Raw genomic sequence first — 17,890 nt, forward strand, 5'->3', positions numbered from 1 at the left:
AAAAGATTGTAATTAAAGTAATGATTATGGTGCTCATTTTGTGTTTAACTAGATAAAATAATTAAAGTTTCTAAAGGAATTAATATTTCAGGATCCTCAAATTCGCCTAATTCTGCGCCCTTAGGCATTAAATATCCACAACCATATATTCTATAAGCTGTTCCTTGTCTTTGAGCGTTAGTAGAGGTTTTTTTAAGACTAGCCCCCGCTCCTTTAAAGGTAGAGGAACCAACATTAATTGAAAAAAACTCATATCTATACCTTTTTAAATATTCTTTTTCTTTTTCTGCATCATCTGCCTCTAATCCTACATCACTTGGGGTATTTAAAATTGGCTCAATTAAACTTCCAAAATTTTGATTAGTAAAATGATCTGTAACTAAAGATAAATTTCCCCCACTATCATTTCTGATTAAATTTCTAAAACTTTTAAAACAAGGAGTTTCTACAGGAGTAAGAGTATTTCTAGGAGTATCTCTTCCATCTGTGTTTCTTGCAAAGCCATCAATTGCTGTAGCTGTAAGTTGCTCAATATAATTATTGTGAGCAGTGATCTCTGTAGGTGTAGATCCAACTGGTGGTGTGGTAATCGTACTCACTTCTGTCCAAGGTCCAATCATTCTATTAATTATTCTTTTCTCTGCTTCAATTAAGGCATGTTCAGCAACATAAAAAGTTTGTTGATATTGATCACTAGTATTATTGCTTTGATGATCCCCTGAAGAAATTACAATTAAAGCGCCTCCCATCAACGACATTACTAATAACATCACAAGTGATAAAATTAGTGTAAATCCATTTTGATTATTTTTTTTCATTAAAATATATCCTGTCCAACAATATTTCTTGTGTATACGGTCACCACTACATTATCCCTTAAGTTTCTATCTGAAAAAGATCTTATCGCTCTAGAAAATCCACTTAATTGTCTTTCATTTCCTGTCCTACTTTCAAATCTAAAGAAAGGCTTTTCAGAAATAAATGCGATCCTAATATCTACTGCTCTAATTTTATATAAATTTCCCCTCGAAGCTTCAGAATTTGTATTTGGGTAAGGACTTAAAACTTTTCCATTTTGATCTAATGCAATAAATTCCATATCTTCAACATAATCTCTTACTAATTCATTGTGATAACACTCGGAACAATCTGAAACCCAACTTCCAGTTTCTTGACCAATATTTTGTTGCCAACTAATTTTGGATTTGTATATGCCGTATCTTGGATTTATAGGGCCATCAGCATTAGAACCATCTGATAATGGATTTGCAAAATAAGTTAGCTTATATCTTTTGTAAGGTTGAGTAGCATCATTTTGATTAAAATCATCATAAACAATATGAATTTTATCACAGCAAGTATCATCTAAGTTATGTTTTGGAGTTGGAGTAGCAATAGCATCACCAAGTGAATGTCCAAGTTCATTTGGAATTATCACAATTGGGTCATGGCTATCTTTCACCGTAGTAGCACCACCAACGAACTCTAAATAACTTTCTACTGGAAAACCCAAATCATTATCACCTAAATAATATTTAAATCCTGCCATTCGTGTATCACGAATTAATAACTCGATTAAATCTCTAGAGGATCTGCTTACTTTAGCTTTTTCTAACACTTGAGTATAAGTTGAATTTACAATTGAATAAGTTGTATAAATTGCAGCCATCATTATCGATGACACCACCACACTAATTAAAATCTCAATTAATGTAAGACCAGCAATAGATTTTAAATTTTTTTTATTCATTGTTTAAGTTTATAGTCTGACTGAAAATATATAAATTTTCTTTTTTTACCTTCATTTAATTTCATCTCCACTCTACCAATGTACAAAGGCTCATCTGTTATAGAATCTAATTTATAATCACAAGCATCCCACTTACATATTTCAAATACTTGCAATTTTTTTTCTTCAGTTGTGCTTTTACATTTTAAAAATCTATTTTCTTCAAATATAGTATTCCACTTAGCTTGTTTATTTCGAGGAGCATCCACTTGTTGAGTTTCATAGATGTTTTGTTTATTCTCAACTGGTGTAGTGGTATCAGAACTACTTCCACCACAGCTCAGATCTGCACTCCAACTATTGTCACTTAGATGCTTTGAAAATGTATTTAATGTGTCTCCATCTAGTGATGCGGTCCCATCAGTACTATAGATTATATTTTCATTATCAGAATTTACTCCATAGAAAGAATTTTTACTTCCAATGACGTCTTCTACTATCATCTCAGTTAAAAAATTTGCCTTAGTTCTATCTCCTGAATTATCTATTGATTGAACGGAAAAATTTGTCATTTGTAAAATTGAAACAAATCCAATTCCAATAATCACAACTGAGACAAGTGCTTCTATTAAAGAAAGTCCAGAAATATTATGTTTTTGTTTTTTCATCTTGTTATTGTTTAACCCAATCAGAATTTCTTGTATCCCATTTTTCAAGTATCACATTGCCAAATCTTGACCATTCAATAACATATAAATGATCATGCTCTGAAGCAGGTGTTCCATCGCTATCAACATCGCAACTTGATCGATCATTTGTTCTTCTGCAAATAAATAAAGTATTATCTACAGATCTTGCTACATCCCCCTCTTCAGGCAAGGATGATTGTAATTTACCTGCGCCACTGTACCATTTCTCATTTTTACTAAAACAAATAGCTCCGTCATCCCCTTCCCAAGAAGTTGCCATATTATCATAAGTAATTTGTCTTACTTCAACATTATCAGCACCTTGATCTGGATCATCATCCCAATATGCATCGTCTGTTATATTACATCGATCACCAATTTTTGCCCACCAGTCACTAGTTCCATCATTTAACAAACTTGCTAGTTTTTCTGGTTTCATTCCTTTTGATGTAACAATTAAATTTCTTTCTGCGCCATTCACTTCTTCTAATATATGTACTTGAACAAATGCATATTGACCTCTTTGAACTTGTGAATTTATTCCTTCGATTAAAGATTTTATGCTAAGTACTGCGCTTCTAGTCTCTCTATCTTTTCGCCATTCAGAAAAATTGGGATAACCTATGGCTGAGATGACGCCAATAAGTACAACGACAACAATTAATTCAAGGACGTTAAATCCTTTAATCTTCTCGTCCTGCACTCGCATCTATCTTACCTGCCTTAACTAATTCTTCTAATGATTTAGTCATAGTAATCATACCATCTCTCACAGAAGTTTGCATGATGCTAGGTATTTGATGAATTTTAGCTTCTCTAATTAAGTTTTGAATTGGAGGCGTACACTTCATCACTTCAAACGCTGCACAACGGCCTTGACCATCTTTTGTTTTAAGAAGTCTTTGAGTAACCACCATCTTTAAAGAAGAAGATATCTGTGCTCTTATTTGAGCTTGTTGCTCAGGTGGAAAAACGTCAATAATTCTATTGATGGTATTAGGAGCACCACTAGTGTGAAGGGTTCCAAAAACTAGGTGTCCTGTTTCAGCAGCAGTTAATGCAAGTGAAACTGTTTCTAAATCTCTCATCTCCCCAACTAGAATTACATCTGGGTCTTCTCTAAGTGCAGCTTTTAATGCACTAGAAAATGTTTTGGTTTGTTTTCCTACTTCTCGATGAGACACAATACTTTTTAAATCTTTATGAATAAATTCAACTGGATCTTCAACTGTAATAATATTTGAAGTTCTAGTTTTATTAATCTCATTTACAATTGCTGCAAGTGTTGTGGACTTACCAGACCCTGTTGGTCCAGTTACTAAAACTAATCCTTTATGCATATCGACAATATCATAAAGAACTTGGGGTAAATCAAATTGATCCATTTCAGGAATAACGCTCTCTACTCTTCTTAATACAGCAGCTGGTCCTTGAATAGTTTTATAAAAATTAGCTCTAAATCTTAATCCACTTAATGTAACTGATGAATCTAACTCATGAGTTTCACTAAACTTTTTCATTTCAGTTTCGTTACAATTAGTAGATATTAGATCTTGAAGATCTTGTTCTTTAACAACAATTTCTTGAATTTTGTGTATTTCTCCAGTTTGCCTAAACGCTAATGGCCAACCAGTTCTAATATGAAAATCTGAAATTTTTTTATTATTTTTTGCTAATTCTTCTAATTTTTCAAACATGATGAATTTTTACATACAAATATTAACAAAAACAATGTTTACTTAGTCATCTGTGTTCAAAATAAGTTTTTTCTTTTATTTGGAGGTAATGAAGCAATCAGAATGGGGACTAATAGATGTTATTGTTAATAATGAAAGAGTTTTAATTTAATTACAGAACTTTCCAATCTGTTTCAAAAGTAACATAGTTAACCTGAATGCATCGTCTTTCCTTAACTATTTTTTTCTTTTCCATACCATGCCAAGTGTTGGGCCCACTAGTAAACATGTAGCCATAGTTATTTTTGTAAGGAACTGTTTTAACTTTTTCTAATTTTTCATTATAAAAATCTGTTCCAAGATCTTCAGACTCGTTAGCATTATTTATAAAAATTAATCCAGACATCAGTTTTTCTTTGATATCGCAGTGGGGCTTTAACCAAAAACCCTCCCTATCACAAATAACTTCAACTCTAACATATGAGTTCGATAAATCTCTATCGATCATTTTTGAAATAGTTCCATGAACTTCCTTGGATTGAAGTTCTTTAATAAATTTTACTAAGTTTGGAAATTTTTTTTCATTTTCTTTTGTTACAAAACATCTAAATTTAATTGCCTCACCGCCCGAAGCTATTCCCTCTCTAAACTCTGCAGCACCACCATCAATTGCTCTGGTGCCATCATAATTAAGATTGTGCTTACTGACATCTGGAATATCAGCTTTAATAATTTCCTCAATGGCCCCGTCAGATAGTGCATTATTATATTCCCAGTGATCAAAAGGAAATTCATGTTTTTTTGCCTGATTTTGAATTGAATTTAAGAATGACATTAAGAATTAATTTTTTGTTTAATAATATTTGCTACTCTATTCGTTTCATCCAATTTTTGATAGTTCCAATTCTCTACTTCTTCACCTAAATTTCTAATGATATTTAGTTCTCTAAATAAATTTCTAAATCTTTGAAATCTTTTGTCATTTTTTTTAGGTGAAATATTAGCTACGTAGATTGGTTTTCCAGTTAAAGCAGCTTCTGATATCATGGAGCTAGAGTCACATGTTACTACAATTTTTTCTGAAATTGCTAAAGCTGATAGATAAGCTTTCTTATCAATAGTTTCAATAACTATATGATTTTCACCAAAATAATCTTTTGCATATTGAATTATATTTTTTGGTGTTCTCATTGAAGGGATCACAACTAATTGAAAGTTGTTCTGTTTATTTAAGTTGTTTAAATTTTCAAAAATAGCTTTAATATTTTCTCTTGAATATTCATAATACTTTGTAGGACCACCCATTATTAAAGTCCAAATTTTTCTTTCATCTTTTTTAATAAATGAATTTAAATAATCTTTATTTTCATTTATTTCACTTTCAGTAAGGTAATGAATTGCACCTTTTGTACTGATAACATTTTGGCCTTCAATTCCATCATGTTCTGGTGCCACAATGAAATCAAAATTTTTAAAATTAACTTTTGGATTTTGAATATGAATATTAATAACTCTTTTATTAGAATTCTTTTTTAAATGAATAGATGGAATTACACTTTTTCTTCCACATGAAATGATTACATCAAAATCAGAAGATTCTACTTTTTTATAAACATTACTTGAAACTGGTGTTAGCTTTGGGGGAAATAATTTCCAAAAATTATTAAGTTCAATCTTCTCGTGTATAAAATCTAAATCTAGGGCCTTTGCTAAACCTTCTACTTGGCTGATCATGCCGTGCATACCCTCAGTCAATAATATCCCTTTTAATTTTGTCATTTATCCTTATATAACTTCTGCATGAGTGAAAATCCAATTAAACACACAAAAGTGTTAATAATAGGGTCAGGTCCAGCTGGCTATACAGCCGCTGTATATGCTGCCCGAGCAATGCTAAATCCTATTCTAGTTTATGGAGTTCAGCCTGGTGGGCAATTAACGACAACAACCGATGTAGAAAATTATCCTGGGTTTTCAGATGTAATTCAGGGTCCATGGTTAATGGATCAAATGAGAGATCAAGCAAAAGCAGTTGGAACAGATCTAATTGAAGATCATATTTCTTCAGTTAATTTAAAATCTACACCCTTTGAAGCTATTGGAGATAGTGGACAAAAATATACAGCTGACAGCATAATTATTTCAACTGGTGCTCAAGCAAGATGGTTAAACTTAGAATCAGAACAAGCTTATAGAGGCTTTGGAGTTTCAGCATGCGCAACATGTGATGGTTTTTTCTTTAAAGAAAAAGTTGTAGCAGTTGTTGGTGGTGGAAACGCTGCAGTTGAAGAGGCAATGTTTCTTACAAAATTTGCATCAAAAGTAAAATTAATTCATAGAAGAGATACTTTAAGAGCAGAAAAATTACTTCAGAAAAAATTAATGGAAAATAAAAAAATTGAAATAATTTGGGATAGTGCTGTTGAAGAGGTTATTGGGGATAGCGAACCTAAAAATGTTAAAGCTATTAAGATTAAAAATTTAAAAACTAATAAAATTGAAGAAATGAAAATAGATGGCTTATTTATTGCAATTGGTCACGACCCAGCAACAGCTTTATTTAAAGAACAGTTAGAAATGGATAAAGAAGGTTATTTATTGACCAAACCAGATTCAACAGAGACGAATATCCCTGGAGTTTATGCTGCGGGTGATGTTAAAGACAAAACGTTTAGACAAGCTGTAACAGCTGCAGGAATGGGTTGTATGGCTGCACTTGAAGCTGAAAAATTTTTATCCCACTAGATAGTTGGATCTATTTTAAAGATCCTTCTAAAATATATTTTAATATACGAAAAGCTTGTTTTTGATCTGACGCAACAGCAGCAGCAGAGCTATCCACTTCTTTAAGGGCATGTTGGTGATCATCGTTATGAATAACAATCATAGATTTATTAAGTGCAGTAGCATAACCTGCATCAAAAGCTGCATTCCATTGTTTAAATTTTTCACCAAACTTAACAATAATTACATCACAATCTTGAATAGATTTTTTGGTTCTAATTGAATTAATATTAGCGCCTTTTCTATCTTTCCAAAAATTTTTTTCTTCAGCTCCTAGAATTTCTACACCACAATTGTCAGAGGCTTCATGGTCAGTGACAGGAGAGGTAAATTTAACATCTAATTTCTCTTTTTCACAAAGTTGAATAATTTCTTCTCTCCAATTACTGTGAATTTCACCTGCTAAATATACGTTTAACATTAGTTTAAGCTTTTACAAAAAGTAGATATTTTTTCTAAAGCTTTTTTAAGATTGTCCATTGAAGTTGCATATGAAATTCTAAAAAAACCTTCTAACCCAAATGCAGAGCCCTGAACAACTGCTACACCACTATTTTCTAATAAAGACTGAACAAAATCAGTATCTGTCTTAAGCTCTTTACCACTTGTATCTTTTTTTCCCATCAATCCTTTGCAGCTTGGAAAAACATAAAATGCTCCATCTGGATTTAAACATTCAATCCCATCAATTCCATTTAATGCTTTAACAACAAAATTTCTTCTCTCTTGAAATGAAGTTGCTCTCTCTTTAATAAAATCTTGAGTTCCATTTAATGCTTCAACAGCTGCAGCTTGACTAATTGAAGATGGATTTGTTGTTGATTGCGATTGTATTTTAGCAATTGCTTTAATAATATCTTTAGGACCAGCCGCATACCCTATTCTCCAGCCTGTCATTGAGTAAGCTTTACTAACCCCATTCATTGTAAGAACTCTCTCTTTCAAGCCATCAATTTGTGCAATAGTAAAAAATTTAAATCCTTCGTATGTTACGTGTTCATAAATATCATCACTTAAAATATGAACATGAGGATGATTTGCTAAAACATCTGCAATTTCTTTAATGTCACTTTCAGTATAACAAGCACCCGTTGGATTTGATGGTGAATTTAATATTATCCACTTTGTTTTTGGTGTTATAGATTTTTCTAATTTAGCTGGATTAATTTTAAATCCTTGTTTTTCATTACACTCTAAAATAATTGGAGTTCCACCAGCTAATAAAACCATGTCAGGATACGAAACCCAATAAGGCGCAGGAACTATAACTTCGTCTCCTTCATTTAGAGTTGCCATCATGGCATTATAAATTACATGTTTTCCGCCAGCACCAACTGTAATTTGATCAGTTGTATAATCTAGATTGTTTTCTCTTTTAAATTTTTTAACAATGGCATCTTTTAAAGCAGCAGTTCCATCAACTGCTGTATATTTAGTATCACCATCATTAATGGCTTTTATAGCCGCTTGTTTGATATTATCTGGTGTATCAAAGTCAGGCTCTCCTGCTCCAAGCCCTATCACGTCTTTTCCAGCAGCTTTTAACTCTCTTGCCTTTTGAGTTACAGCAATAGTTGGTGATGGTTTAATCTTTTTTAGACTGTCTGATATAATGCTCATTGAAATAAATTTTTATTCTAATAGTTTTATAGATAATGCAAAATACTTATCAAGATTTAATTACTGAAATCCAAAGCAAAAACCCAGAAATTCACCAAAAACTGGAAGGTGGGCAAAAGTTTAAACTTGTAACAGATTTTAAACCGGCAGGTGATCAACCTGAGGCAATTAAAAAATTAGTTAAAGGTGCAAATAAAGAAGAGTTAAGTCAGGTTTTACTTGGTGTAACTGGTTCTGGAAAAACTTTTACAATGGCTCAAGTTATTGAACGAACTAATAGACCTGCTCTTATACTTGCTCCCAATAAAACATTGGCTGCTCAACTTTATGGAGAGATGAAATCATTTTTTCCAGAAAATGCTGTTGAATATTTTGTCTCTTACTATGATTACTACACACCAGAAGCATACGTTCCAAGATCAGACACTTATATAGAAAAAGAGGCCTCTATTAATGAACAAATAGATCGAATGCGTCACTCAGCAACGAGGTCGCTACTGGAGAGAGATGACGTAATTATTGTATCCAGTGTTTCTTGTATTTATGGACTAGGCTCAGTTGAAGCTTACAGTAAAATGACTTTAAGTTTAAAGAAAGATTACGACTACAATAGAGAACAATTAATAAAAACTTTAGTACACCTACAATACAAAAGAAATGATCAAAGTTTTTATAGAGGCACTTTTAGAGCACGGGGTGAATATATCGAAATATTTCCATCACACCTTGAAGATAGAGCATGGAGGTTAAGTTTATTTGGAGATAAACTAGAAAAAATCGAAGAATTTGATCCTTTAACAGGAGATCTATTAAAAGATTTAGATGTTATAAAAGTTTATGCGAATAGTCACTACATCACTCCAAAACCTACTATCGAACAAGCAGTAATAAAAATTAAAAGAGAGCTTGAGGTTACTCTTAAGAAATTTAAAGAACAAAATAAACTTCTTGAGGCTCAACGATTAGAAGAGAGAACAAAATTTGATTTAGAGATGATTGAGGCTACTGGTTCTTGTGCTGGTATTGAAAACTATTCTAGATTTTTATCAGGACGAAAACCTGGAGAGCCACCTCCTACTCTATTTGAATATTTTCCAGACAACACACTTATATTTGTAGATGAATGTCACGTTACTGTTCCACAATTAAATGGAATGTACAAAGGGGACAGATCAAGGAAAAGTAATCTTGCAGAATATGGTTTTAGACTACCCTCTTGTATGGATAACAGGCCACTTAAATTTGAAGAGTGGGACGCAATGAGAACGCAGACAGTTTTTGTATCAGCAACACCTGGTCCATGGGAGTTAGAACAGACTAAAGGTAAGTTCGTTGAACAAATAATAAGGCCTACTGGCTTAATTGATCCACCAGTTGAAATCAAACCAGCTAAAAACCAAGTCGATGACGTAATGCATGAGTGTAAGAAAACAATCGATAAAAATTTTAGAGTATTGATTACAACTTTAACTAAAAAAATGGCTGAAGACTTAACTGAATATTTTCACGAAAATGGTATTAGAGTTAGATATTTGCATTCTGACATTGATACACTTGAGAGAATAGAAATTATGAGAGATCTAAGACTAGGAGTTTTCGACGTCTTGGTTGGTATAAATCTTTTAAGAGAGGGGCTTGATATACCTGAGTGTGCATTAGTTGCAATTCTAGACGCTGATAAAGAGGGATTTCTAAGATCTGAAACATCACTAATCCAAACCATAGGAAGAGCAGCAAGAAATTTAGATGGTAGAGTCATTCTTTATGCTGACAAAGAAACTAAAAGTATAAAAAAAGCAATTCAAGAAACTGATAGAAGAAGAACAATTCAGGTAGCCTATAACAAAAAACATAACATTGATGCAACCTCAATTAAAAAAGAAATTAGCGATGTTTTAGAAAGTGTTTATGAAAAAGACTACCTAAAAGTTGGAACAGGTGACAATATTGGTGGCAATTTAAAGAAACATTTAAAACAATTAAATAAAAGAATGAAAGATGCTGCAACAAACCTTGAATTTGAAGAAGCTGCAAAAATTAGAGATGAAATAAGAAACCTTGAAGCGTCAGAGTTAGAAATTGTATTAAATCCAAAAGTAAAACACTATAATCAAGAAAATAGAGTGTATCCAAAAGGTAGATCAAAGATGGGCTTACCTGGTACAAGAGCACAAAAAGGTAAGAAAAAATGGAAGCAAACAAAATAATTATTACAGGGGCTGCAACAAGAATAGGTGCTGCTATTGCAAAGAAACTCTCAGGTCCAGGAGTTGAAATGGTTATTCATTACAATAGCTCTAAATCTGAAGCTGAAAAATTACAAAAAGAATTATCAAAAAATAAAACAAAAGTTTACTTGGTAAAAGGTAATCTTGCAAAAGAACAAGATTTAAAAAAAATTATAAAATTCTCAAAGTTAAAATTAAAATATTTTGATTGTTTAATTAATAATGCTTCATTATTTGAAAATGATAGTCTTAAAAATTTTTCTTCTAAAAGCTGGAATCAGCATATTGATGTAAATTTAAAAGCACCCGCGTATCTTACAAAAGAATTTTCAAAAAATGTTAAGGGTAAAAATAACAATATTATAAATATAATTGATCAAAGAGTTTTTAAGTTAACTCCCTTTTTCTTTTCTTATACTTTAAGTAAAACGGGACTTTATACTCTAACAAAAACTAGTGCCATGGAATTAGCTCCAAATATAAGAGTTAATGGAATAGCTCCTGGTCCTACTATTAAAAATAAAAGACAAACTGACATGCATTTTAAAAAGCAGTACTTGGCAACTCCTTTAAAACAGCAGGTAAATGTACAGGATATATGTTCTGCTGTTGACTTTTTTATCAAAAACAGTTCAATTACAGGTCAAGTAATAGCAATAGATAGTGGACAAAGTTTAAACTGGCAAACACCAGATGTAATCGGAAAAGAATGAAAAAAACTAATTTAAATATTATTAAAATAGATAAAAATAAAAGTTTATTTAATTACGAAAAAAAAATTCTTATTAAAGAGTTAATTCTAGATTTAAAGCTTGGTTATTATGAATTTGAAAAAGAAAAAACTCAAAAAGTAAAATTCAGTTTAGAGATTGATTATGAAGATAGAAAACCAACAAATGATAAGGATATTAAATCAATTGTTAATTATGGTCAGGTTGTAAAATTAATTACAAAACTCGCAAAAAAGAAACATTATAATTTTTTAGAAACACTTGCAGAGGATGCTTTTGATGTACTGTTTAAAGACAAACGAATTGGAAAGATTATGCTTCAAATTGAAAAATTAGAAATTATTAAAGAATGTGCATCTGTTGGTATTCAAATTACCAAAAAAAGAAGTCATGAAAAGTTCTGAATTAGGCAAAGACGTAATTAGAAAAGAGCTCCCATTAATTCCTAAAAGCCCTGGAGTTTATCGAATGCTTGATCATAAAGATGTGATTTTGTACGTAGGTAAAGCAAAAAACCTTCCTAATAGATTAAAGAGCTATGTGGCAGAAAAAAACCATATTATTAGAACAGCAAGAATGCTCTCTCAAACTTTTAAGCTAGAGATAACAACTACTGCCAATGAAAGTGAAGCTCTACTTTTAGAGGCTAATTTAATAAAAAAACATAAACCTAAATTCAATATATTACTCAAAGATGACAAGTCATTTCCCTTTGTTTTCATCAGTAATAAAGACCAATGGGCACAAGTTACAAAACATAGAGGGAAAAAAGATAAAGAAGGATTTTACTTTGGACCGTTTGCTTCAGCAGGAACTGCTAATTGGACTATTAAGATGCTTCAAAAAATATTTCAAATTCGAGTTTGTGATGATAGTACCTTCAAGAATAGAAAAAGACCCTGCATTCTTTATCAGATAAAAAGGTGCTCTGGTCCTTGTGTCGATTATATTGATAAAGAAGATTATAAAAAATCAGTAGATCAAGCAATTCAGTTTGTATCGGGAAAATCAAGGGATATACAAAAAAACCTATCTAAACAAATGGAGGAAGCTAGTGAAAAGCTAGATTTTGAAAGAGCTTCTATTTTTAGAGATAGAATTAAATCTTTAAATATAATTCAATCCTCACAAAGAATTAATGAGGCAAATTTAATTGATGCAGATGTAATTGCTGCATACAAAGAATCTGGTAAAACGTGTATTCAAGTATTTTTTTATAGGTCTAAACAAAATTGGGGCAACCAAGCTTATTTTCCAAAACATGATCCTGATCAAAGCTTATCTGAAATAATGTCTTCGTTCTTGATGCAGTTTTATGAAAATAAAAATGTTCCAAAATTAATAATCATTAATACAGAAATAGAAGACAAAAAATTAATTGAAGAAACTTTAAGCAAAAAAGAAAATAGTGCGATTTCTATTAATGTAGCAAAAAAAGGCACTAAAGCTAAAGTAATTGCTATGGCAGAAAAAAATGCCAAAGAGTCACTTAATAGAAAAATTTATGAAACAAATAATAATAAAAATTTATTTGAGGGTGTTGCTAAAAAATTTGATCTTAAAAATGGCCTAAACTTAGTTGAGGTTTATGATAATAGTCACATCTCAGGAACAAATAGTGTGGGTGCTATGATTACTTTTGGAAATGAAGGATTTGTTAAAAAAAGATATAGAAAATTTGATATTAAGACAAAAGGTAATGAACAAGACGATTTTGCAATGTTAAAAGAAGTACTTACGAGAAGATTTAAAAGAGCAATGTTAGAAAAAGGAAATTATTTAACTCTTCCTGATTTAATTTTAATTGATGGTGGTAAAGGTCAATATTCATCTGCCAAAGAAGTGTTAGATGAATTTGGTTTACATGATCTTCCTATGATAGCCATTGCTAAAGGTAAACTAAGAAATAGTGGAGATGAAACTTTTTTTTACAAAGGAAAATCATTTAAATTTGATAAGAATGACCCCACTCTATTTTTTATGCAGAGACTACGTGATGAAGCACATAGATTTGCTATCACCTCTCATAGAGCAAAAAGAGCAAAAGGAATTACAAAATCCTTGCTGGATCAAATTGATGGTATTGGATCGATTAGAAAAAGAGCACTATTGAACCATTTTGGCTCTGCTAGAGCAGTAGAATCTGCAAGTTTTGATGAAATTAAATCAGTTGAAGGTGTTGAGGAAAAAGTTGCAAAAAAGATATATAACTTTTTTCACGAATAATTATGCTTAAAAAAATTCCAAATATTTTAACAATAGGTAGGATAATAATTGTACCTTTTTTTGTTCTAGCATTTTATTTACCTGGTTTTTATGGTGATTTAACTGCATGCGTATTGTTTGTAATTGCTTCATTTACTGATTTTTTGGATGGAATGTTGGCGAGAATGATGGGTGAAGAGTCTAAGTTGGGTGAATTACTTGATCCTATAGCAGACAAAATTATTGTTGCTACTGCACTTATATTGCTTGTCATGAGTGGAACAATTAAACATTACGAGGTTATTGCAGCAATTATAATACTTACACGAGAAATACTAATTTCAGGCTTAAGAGAGTTTTTAGCTAGAGGACAAATTAAATTACCAGTAACTAACTTAGCAAAATTAAAAACTTTTTTACAAATGGTTGCTATAGCTCTTTTACTAACTGGTGAAACTGGTAATAAAATTTTAAATTTTCAAGATTATAATGCTCAAACTATTGGCATAATCCTGCTTTGGCTTTCTGCATTTTTAACTTTGTATACTGGTTATGAATATTTAAGAAAAGGCATTGACCATGCAATATCTGAAGATAACAAAAACTAAGCTGCTTTTCTTTTTCTAACTAATGCTTGGTAACTTTCATTTAAGTCAATTATAGTTTCGCAAACTTTAAACTTATTTTCAGCAATACATGAAACTGGCGTAACCTCTGCTGCCGTACCTGTTAAAAAACAGCCTACAAAATTTGATAATTCAGCTGGTGCAATTTTTCGTTCATTGACTTTTATTCCTTTAGATTTTGCAATTTCAATTACCGTTCTTCTTGTAATGCCGTCTAAAAAAGAATCTGGAATGGGTGTGTGAATTTCTCCATTTTTATCTTTAAAAAAAATGTTAGCACCTGTTGCTTCTGCAACATTTCCTTCATGATCAAGCATTAGAGAATCTGTATAGCCTTGTTGTTCAGCTTCATGTTTTGATAAAGTACAAATCATATATAATCCAGAAGCTTTCGTATCCCAAGGTATCGTATTTGGCGCAGGTCTTCTCCAATTTGATATATTCAATTTAATACCTTCTATTTTTAGTTTTGGATCAAAATATGAACCCCACTCCCAAGTTGCTATGGCAACATGAATTTTTGTTTGTTGAGCAGATATAGCCATCATCTCGCTACCTCTCCATATTGTTGGTCTAACATATCCATCTTTGACACCCTGAACTGAAATTATTTTTTTTGATGCTAAATTTATTTCTTCTTCAGTATAAGGAATTTTAATACCCATTCTTTTTGCAGAATAAAAAAGTCTAGATGTGTGTTCTTCTAATTTGAAAATTGAATTATCATAGACTCTTTCACCTTCAAAAACACAACTAGCATAGTGAAGGCCATGATTTAAAACATGAATTTTAGCATCAGCCCAATCAACGAGCTCGCCATTAAACCAAATTTTACCTGATCTTTTATCGTATGGTATCATGAATGAAATAATTTAAATTTTATCTAAAATTATCTTTGTATCTATAATATGTCAATATAACTTACCCATAATGAAAGAACTTTTATATTTAAAGGATACTCAGTTAAAGCAGCTGATTGAAAAGTTATTTACAAGTTACCGTGAGTCTTTTTCAGATGCCAAGAAAACATTAGATAAATACTCTATAGGTATAGCTCACCACAAAGTTTTACATCTTTTATCAATGTATAAAGGGATTACAATTTCTGATCTATTAAAGAAGTTAAAGGTTACCAAGCAGAGTTTAAATAGAGTTTTAAAAGATTTAATTAAACTTGATGTGGTTTTTTTTGAAAAAGACCAACAAGACACAAGAGTAAAACACATTTTTTTAAATGAAAAAGGAGAAAAAATTTTTGACGAAATATTTTCGATACAAAAAAAAAGAATTTATAATGCTCTTTTAAATTCAAGTTCAGATCAAGTCTTAAACTTTGACAATGTTTTAAAGAAAATAATTAATGAATGATTTTGTAGCCCATATTTTAGTTGTAGATGATGATGAGGGAATTAGATCCCTAATTAAACAATATTTAAATGAAAATAATTTTCTGGTTACTACATCAAATAGTGCAGAAAATGCAGAAGAAAAAATTTCAATAATTAAATTTGATTTAATCGTTTTGGATATAATGATGACAGGCAAAAGTGGGTTGGATTTTATCAAACAAAATAAATCTAAAATTGATACCCCTATAATTTTATTAACAGCTAAAGGAGAAGCTGAAAATAGAGTTGAAGGTTTAGAGATAGGCGCTGATGACTATTTACCAAAACCTTTTGAGCCAAAAGAACTTATTTTAAGAATAAAAAATATTTTAAATAAAACAAAAAGAAATGATGAAAAAAGAATTATAACCTTTGATAATATTAAAATTGATCTTAACAAACTTTTAATCATAAAAAATGATATTGAATATAAAATAAATAGTACTGAAAAAATTATATTAGAAAAAATGATTAACAATCCTGGCAAAACCTTTTCAAGAGAGGATATTGGCAAACTAACCGATCTTGATAAAGAAAGGTCAATAGATGTGATAATTACAAGACTTAGAAAAAAAATTGAAATGGACCCAAAAAATCCAAAATACTTACAAACTTTAAGAGGTGCTGGCTATGTTTTATGGATTGAATAATTTTGTAAAAAATTTACTGCCAAAAAGATTATTTTATAGAGCTTTATTAATCGTAGCAGTTCCAATAATTGTTCTTCAAGTAGTCATATCGATTGTTTTTTTTGATAGTCTTTGGATTAAAACAAATAAAGGTATGACAAGAGCCTTAATCGGTGAGATGAAAACATTCATAACAGCTTACGATAATGGAAAATATAATAATAACGATCTGTCAGGGTTATTTTCAATTTATTTAGATCTTAATGTTCAATTTAAAAAAGATGATTTATTTGAAAAAGCTCAAAAAGAAAGATGGTTTAGTCCAATAGATAGAACACTTAGAAGAGAACTGAAATCTAATATGGGCACTCAAAATTTCTGGTTCGATACAACAAGTTATAAAGAGCTTATTCATATAAATATTAAACATAACGAGGGTTACTTTGAATTTTTTATTCCAAAAGACAGGGTTGCAAGCTCATCTGCTAGAATATTTGCGTTATGGATCACTATACCAGCTCTACTAATGATAACCATAGCTATACTATTTCTAAAAAATCAAACCAGACCAATTATAAACCTGGCTAAAGCTGCAGAAAGATTTGGTAAAGGAGAAAACATTGATGAGTACAGGCCATCAGGTGCCTTAGAGATCAGACAAGCAGGTTTGGAATTTGATAAAATGAGAAAAAGAATAATGAGACACCTCAATCAAAGATCTGAAATGTTATCTGGCATAAGCCATGATTTAAGAACACCCTTAACAAGACTAAAACTTCAGCTATCTTTTATGAAAGATAAAGATTTATCAAAAAAAATGTCTTTAGATATAGATGAAATGGAAAAAATGCTTAATGAATATCTGCAGTTTACAAGTTCATCATATTTAGAAAAAGATGAAACCTTTGATATTTCAGAATTAATCGAAACTACAATAAAAAATTATAATAATGATAAAATAACCAAAAAAATAATTCCAAGAGTTTACATGAATGGAAGAAAGAATTTAATACAAAGATCTTTAAATAATTTAATTGATAATTCAATTAAATATGCTGAAAATATAAATTTTCATTTATCAAAAAAAGACAGCAACATAATAATTACTATTGATGATGATGGAGTCGGTATTCCTAAAGAAGAGTTCGAGAATGTTTTCAAACCATTTTATAAAGTAGATAAAAGTAGAGGGGATTCTAAATCTAGTGTTGGTCTTGGATTGTCAATTACATCTGACATAATCAAATCCCATGGAGGAAATATTTTATTAGATAAATCTCCTTTAAACGGCCTTAGAGTTAAGATTTTTTTACCTTTGTAGATTTTTTATTTGGACTTTTTTTTTCAAATTTGTTGATTTTTTTTTCTAAATTTTCAACTCTTTTAATTAATATATCCATTTCTTCTTTGCTAGTTAATTTCATTTTAAAAATGATCTCTTCTCTTTTAGATCTTAAAACATTTATTATTTCAGAACTTAAATCTTTATAAGAAATTAGCCCTTGTTCAAATAGCTTTGTTAATTTATCAATTACAAATTTTGATTTTGTCATATATTCGCTTATAAAATTAATATACTTTATAC

The 17,890-nt window shown here is 30.6% G+C and carries 20 protein-coding genes; 9 read left to right on the forward strand and 11 right to left on the reverse strand.

The window, feature by feature from the left end:
• Positions 1 to 44: 44 nt before the first annotated feature.
• The 7 genes from AC5SLW_RS05215 to AC5SLW_RS05245 all read right to left on the reverse strand — a co-directional run bounded on the left by AC5SLW_RS05215 (position 45) and on the right by AC5SLW_RS05245 (position 5,873).
• Positions 45 to 818 carry a pilus assembly protein gene (locus AC5SLW_RS05215; protein ID WP_018413518.1) on the reverse strand — a complete coding sequence of 258 codons (774 nt, stop codon included), beginning with the start codon at positions 816 to 818 and terminating at the stop codon, positions 45 to 47.
• A complete protein-coding gene (locus AC5SLW_RS05220; RefSeq protein ID WP_494574826.1) occupies positions 818 to 1,750 on the reverse strand; it encodes a PilW family protein in 933 nt (310 codons plus the stop codon). The genes AC5SLW_RS05215 and AC5SLW_RS05220 overlap by 1 nt, the downstream gene beginning before the upstream one ends.
• A complete protein-coding gene (locus AC5SLW_RS05225) occupies positions 1,747 to 2,397 on the reverse strand; it encodes a prepilin-type N-terminal cleavage/methylation domain-containing protein (RefSeq protein ID WP_006997836.1) in 651 nt (216 codons plus the stop codon). The genes AC5SLW_RS05220 and AC5SLW_RS05225 overlap by 4 nt, the downstream gene beginning before the upstream one ends.
• A 4-nt stretch (positions 2,398 to 2,401) precedes the next feature.
• Positions 2,402 to 3,127, reverse strand: a complete 726-nt coding sequence (locus AC5SLW_RS05230; protein WP_018413520.1) for a prepilin-type N-terminal cleavage/methylation domain-containing protein — start codon at positions 3,125 to 3,127, stop codon at positions 2,402 to 2,404.
• Positions 3,102 to 4,115, reverse strand: coding sequence for a type IV pilus twitching motility protein PilT (locus AC5SLW_RS05235; RefSeq protein ID WP_006997834.1), 1,014 nt, complete (start codon positions 4,113 to 4,115; stop codon positions 3,102 to 3,104). Before AC5SLW_RS05235 ends, AC5SLW_RS05230 begins: the two co-directional genes overlap by 26 nt.
• 151 nt (positions 4,116 to 4,266) lie before the next feature.
• Positions 4,267 to 4,929, reverse strand: coding sequence for a hypothetical protein (locus AC5SLW_RS05240; protein WP_006997832.1), 663 nt, complete (start codon positions 4,927 to 4,929; stop codon positions 4,267 to 4,269).
• Positions 4,929 to 5,873, reverse strand: a complete 945-nt coding sequence (locus tag AC5SLW_RS05245; protein WP_494574828.1) for a mitochondrial fission ELM1 family protein — start codon at positions 5,871 to 5,873, stop codon at positions 4,929 to 4,931. The genes AC5SLW_RS05240 and AC5SLW_RS05245 overlap by 1 nt, the downstream gene beginning before the upstream one ends.
• A 21-nt stretch (positions 5,874 to 5,894) precedes the next feature.
• Here AC5SLW_RS05245 and trxB point away from each other — a divergent pair, with 21 nt between their 5' ends.
• Positions 5,895 to 6,839 carry a thioredoxin-disulfide reductase gene (gene trxB / locus AC5SLW_RS05250; RefSeq protein WP_011281457.1) on the forward strand — a complete coding sequence of 315 codons (945 nt, stop codon included), beginning with the start codon at positions 5,895 to 5,897 and terminating at the stop codon, positions 6,837 to 6,839.
• 10 nt (positions 6,840 to 6,849) lie between these two features.
• Here the strand turns inward: trxB and AC5SLW_RS05255 are convergent, their stop codons facing one another.
• Positions 6,850 to 7,299 (reverse strand): YtoQ family protein, encoded by a 450-nt coding sequence (locus AC5SLW_RS05255; protein WP_006997829.1) that lies wholly within the window; start codon positions 7,297 to 7,299, stop codon positions 6,850 to 6,852.
• The gene (locus AC5SLW_RS05260; protein ID WP_494574831.1) at positions 7,299 to 8,498 is read right to left on the reverse strand and encodes a pyridoxal phosphate-dependent aminotransferase; all 1,200 of its coding nucleotides are present in this window, start codon (positions 8,496 to 8,498) and stop codon (positions 7,299 to 7,301) included. The genes AC5SLW_RS05255 and AC5SLW_RS05260 overlap by 1 nt, the downstream gene beginning before the upstream one ends.
• A gap of 35 nt (positions 8,499 to 8,533) precedes the next feature.
• Between AC5SLW_RS05260 and uvrB the strand changes: the two genes are divergently transcribed.
• From uvrB to pgsA, 5 genes are read left to right on the forward strand one after another with little or no spacing between them, the layout of a single operon-like run.
• Positions 8,534 to 10,705: an excinuclease ABC subunit UvrB gene (gene uvrB / locus AC5SLW_RS05265; RefSeq protein WP_006997827.1), complete on the forward strand. Its 2,172-nt coding sequence runs from the start codon at positions 8,534 to 8,536 to the stop codon at positions 10,703 to 10,705.
• Entirely contained in the window at positions 10,687 to 11,439 is a 753-nt protein-coding gene (locus AC5SLW_RS05270) for an SDR family oxidoreductase (RefSeq protein ID WP_494574833.1), read from the forward strand. Before uvrB ends, AC5SLW_RS05270 begins: the two co-directional genes overlap by 19 nt.
• Positions 11,436 to 11,861, forward strand: coding sequence for a dihydroneopterin aldolase (locus AC5SLW_RS05275; protein WP_494574835.1), 426 nt, complete (start codon positions 11,436 to 11,438; stop codon positions 11,859 to 11,861). The genes AC5SLW_RS05270 and AC5SLW_RS05275 overlap by 4 nt, the downstream gene beginning before the upstream one ends.
• A complete protein-coding gene (gene uvrC, locus AC5SLW_RS05280; RefSeq protein WP_006997824.1) occupies positions 11,848 to 13,683 on the forward strand; it encodes an excinuclease ABC subunit UvrC in 1,836 nt (611 codons plus the stop codon). The genes AC5SLW_RS05275 and uvrC overlap by 14 nt, the downstream gene beginning before the upstream one ends.
• Positions 13,684 to 13,685: 2 nt before the next feature.
• Positions 13,686 to 14,270: a CDP-diacylglycerol--glycerol-3-phosphate 3-phosphatidyltransferase gene (gene pgsA / locus AC5SLW_RS05285; RefSeq protein WP_006997823.1), complete on the forward strand. Its 585-nt coding sequence runs from the start codon at positions 13,686 to 13,688 to the stop codon at positions 14,268 to 14,270.
• On the opposite strand, the gene AC5SLW_RS05290 is transcribed toward pgsA, so the two are convergent.
• The gene (locus AC5SLW_RS05290; RefSeq protein WP_006997822.1) at positions 14,267 to 15,148 is read right to left on the reverse strand and encodes a branched-chain amino acid aminotransferase; all 882 of its coding nucleotides are present in this window, start codon (positions 15,146 to 15,148) and stop codon (positions 14,267 to 14,269) included. The two genes, pgsA and AC5SLW_RS05290, sit on opposite strands and share 4 nt — an antisense overlap.
• Before the next feature lie 70 nt (positions 15,149 to 15,218).
• Between AC5SLW_RS05290 and AC5SLW_RS05295 the strand changes: the two genes are divergently transcribed.
• From AC5SLW_RS05295 to AC5SLW_RS05305, 3 genes are read left to right on the forward strand one after another with little or no spacing between them, the layout of a single operon-like run.
• On the forward strand, positions 15,219 to 15,656 hold the full coding sequence (locus AC5SLW_RS05295) for a MarR family winged helix-turn-helix transcriptional regulator (protein WP_006997821.1): 438 nt from the start codon (positions 15,219 to 15,221) through the stop codon (positions 15,654 to 15,656).
• The gene (locus AC5SLW_RS05300; RefSeq protein ID WP_006997820.1) at positions 15,649 to 16,326 is read left to right on the forward strand and encodes a response regulator; all 678 of its coding nucleotides are present in this window, start codon (positions 15,649 to 15,651) and stop codon (positions 16,324 to 16,326) included. The genes AC5SLW_RS05295 and AC5SLW_RS05300 overlap by 8 nt, the downstream gene beginning before the upstream one ends.
• Positions 16,307 to 17,626: an ATP-binding protein gene (locus AC5SLW_RS05305; RefSeq protein ID WP_494574837.1), complete on the forward strand. Its 1,320-nt coding sequence runs from the start codon at positions 16,307 to 16,309 to the stop codon at positions 17,624 to 17,626. The genes AC5SLW_RS05300 and AC5SLW_RS05305 overlap by 20 nt, the downstream gene beginning before the upstream one ends.
• Here the strand turns inward: AC5SLW_RS05305 and AC5SLW_RS05310 are convergent.
• Positions 17,604 to 17,858 (reverse strand): hypothetical protein, encoded by a 255-nt coding sequence (locus tag AC5SLW_RS05310; RefSeq protein WP_006997818.1) that lies wholly within the window; start codon positions 17,856 to 17,858, stop codon positions 17,604 to 17,606. The two genes, AC5SLW_RS05305 and AC5SLW_RS05310, sit on opposite strands and share 23 nt — an antisense overlap.
• Positions 17,859 to 17,890 lie beyond the last annotated feature (32 nt).

The sequence above is a fragment of the Candidatus Pelagibacter sp. PS_40 genome (genome assembly GCF_059417765.1).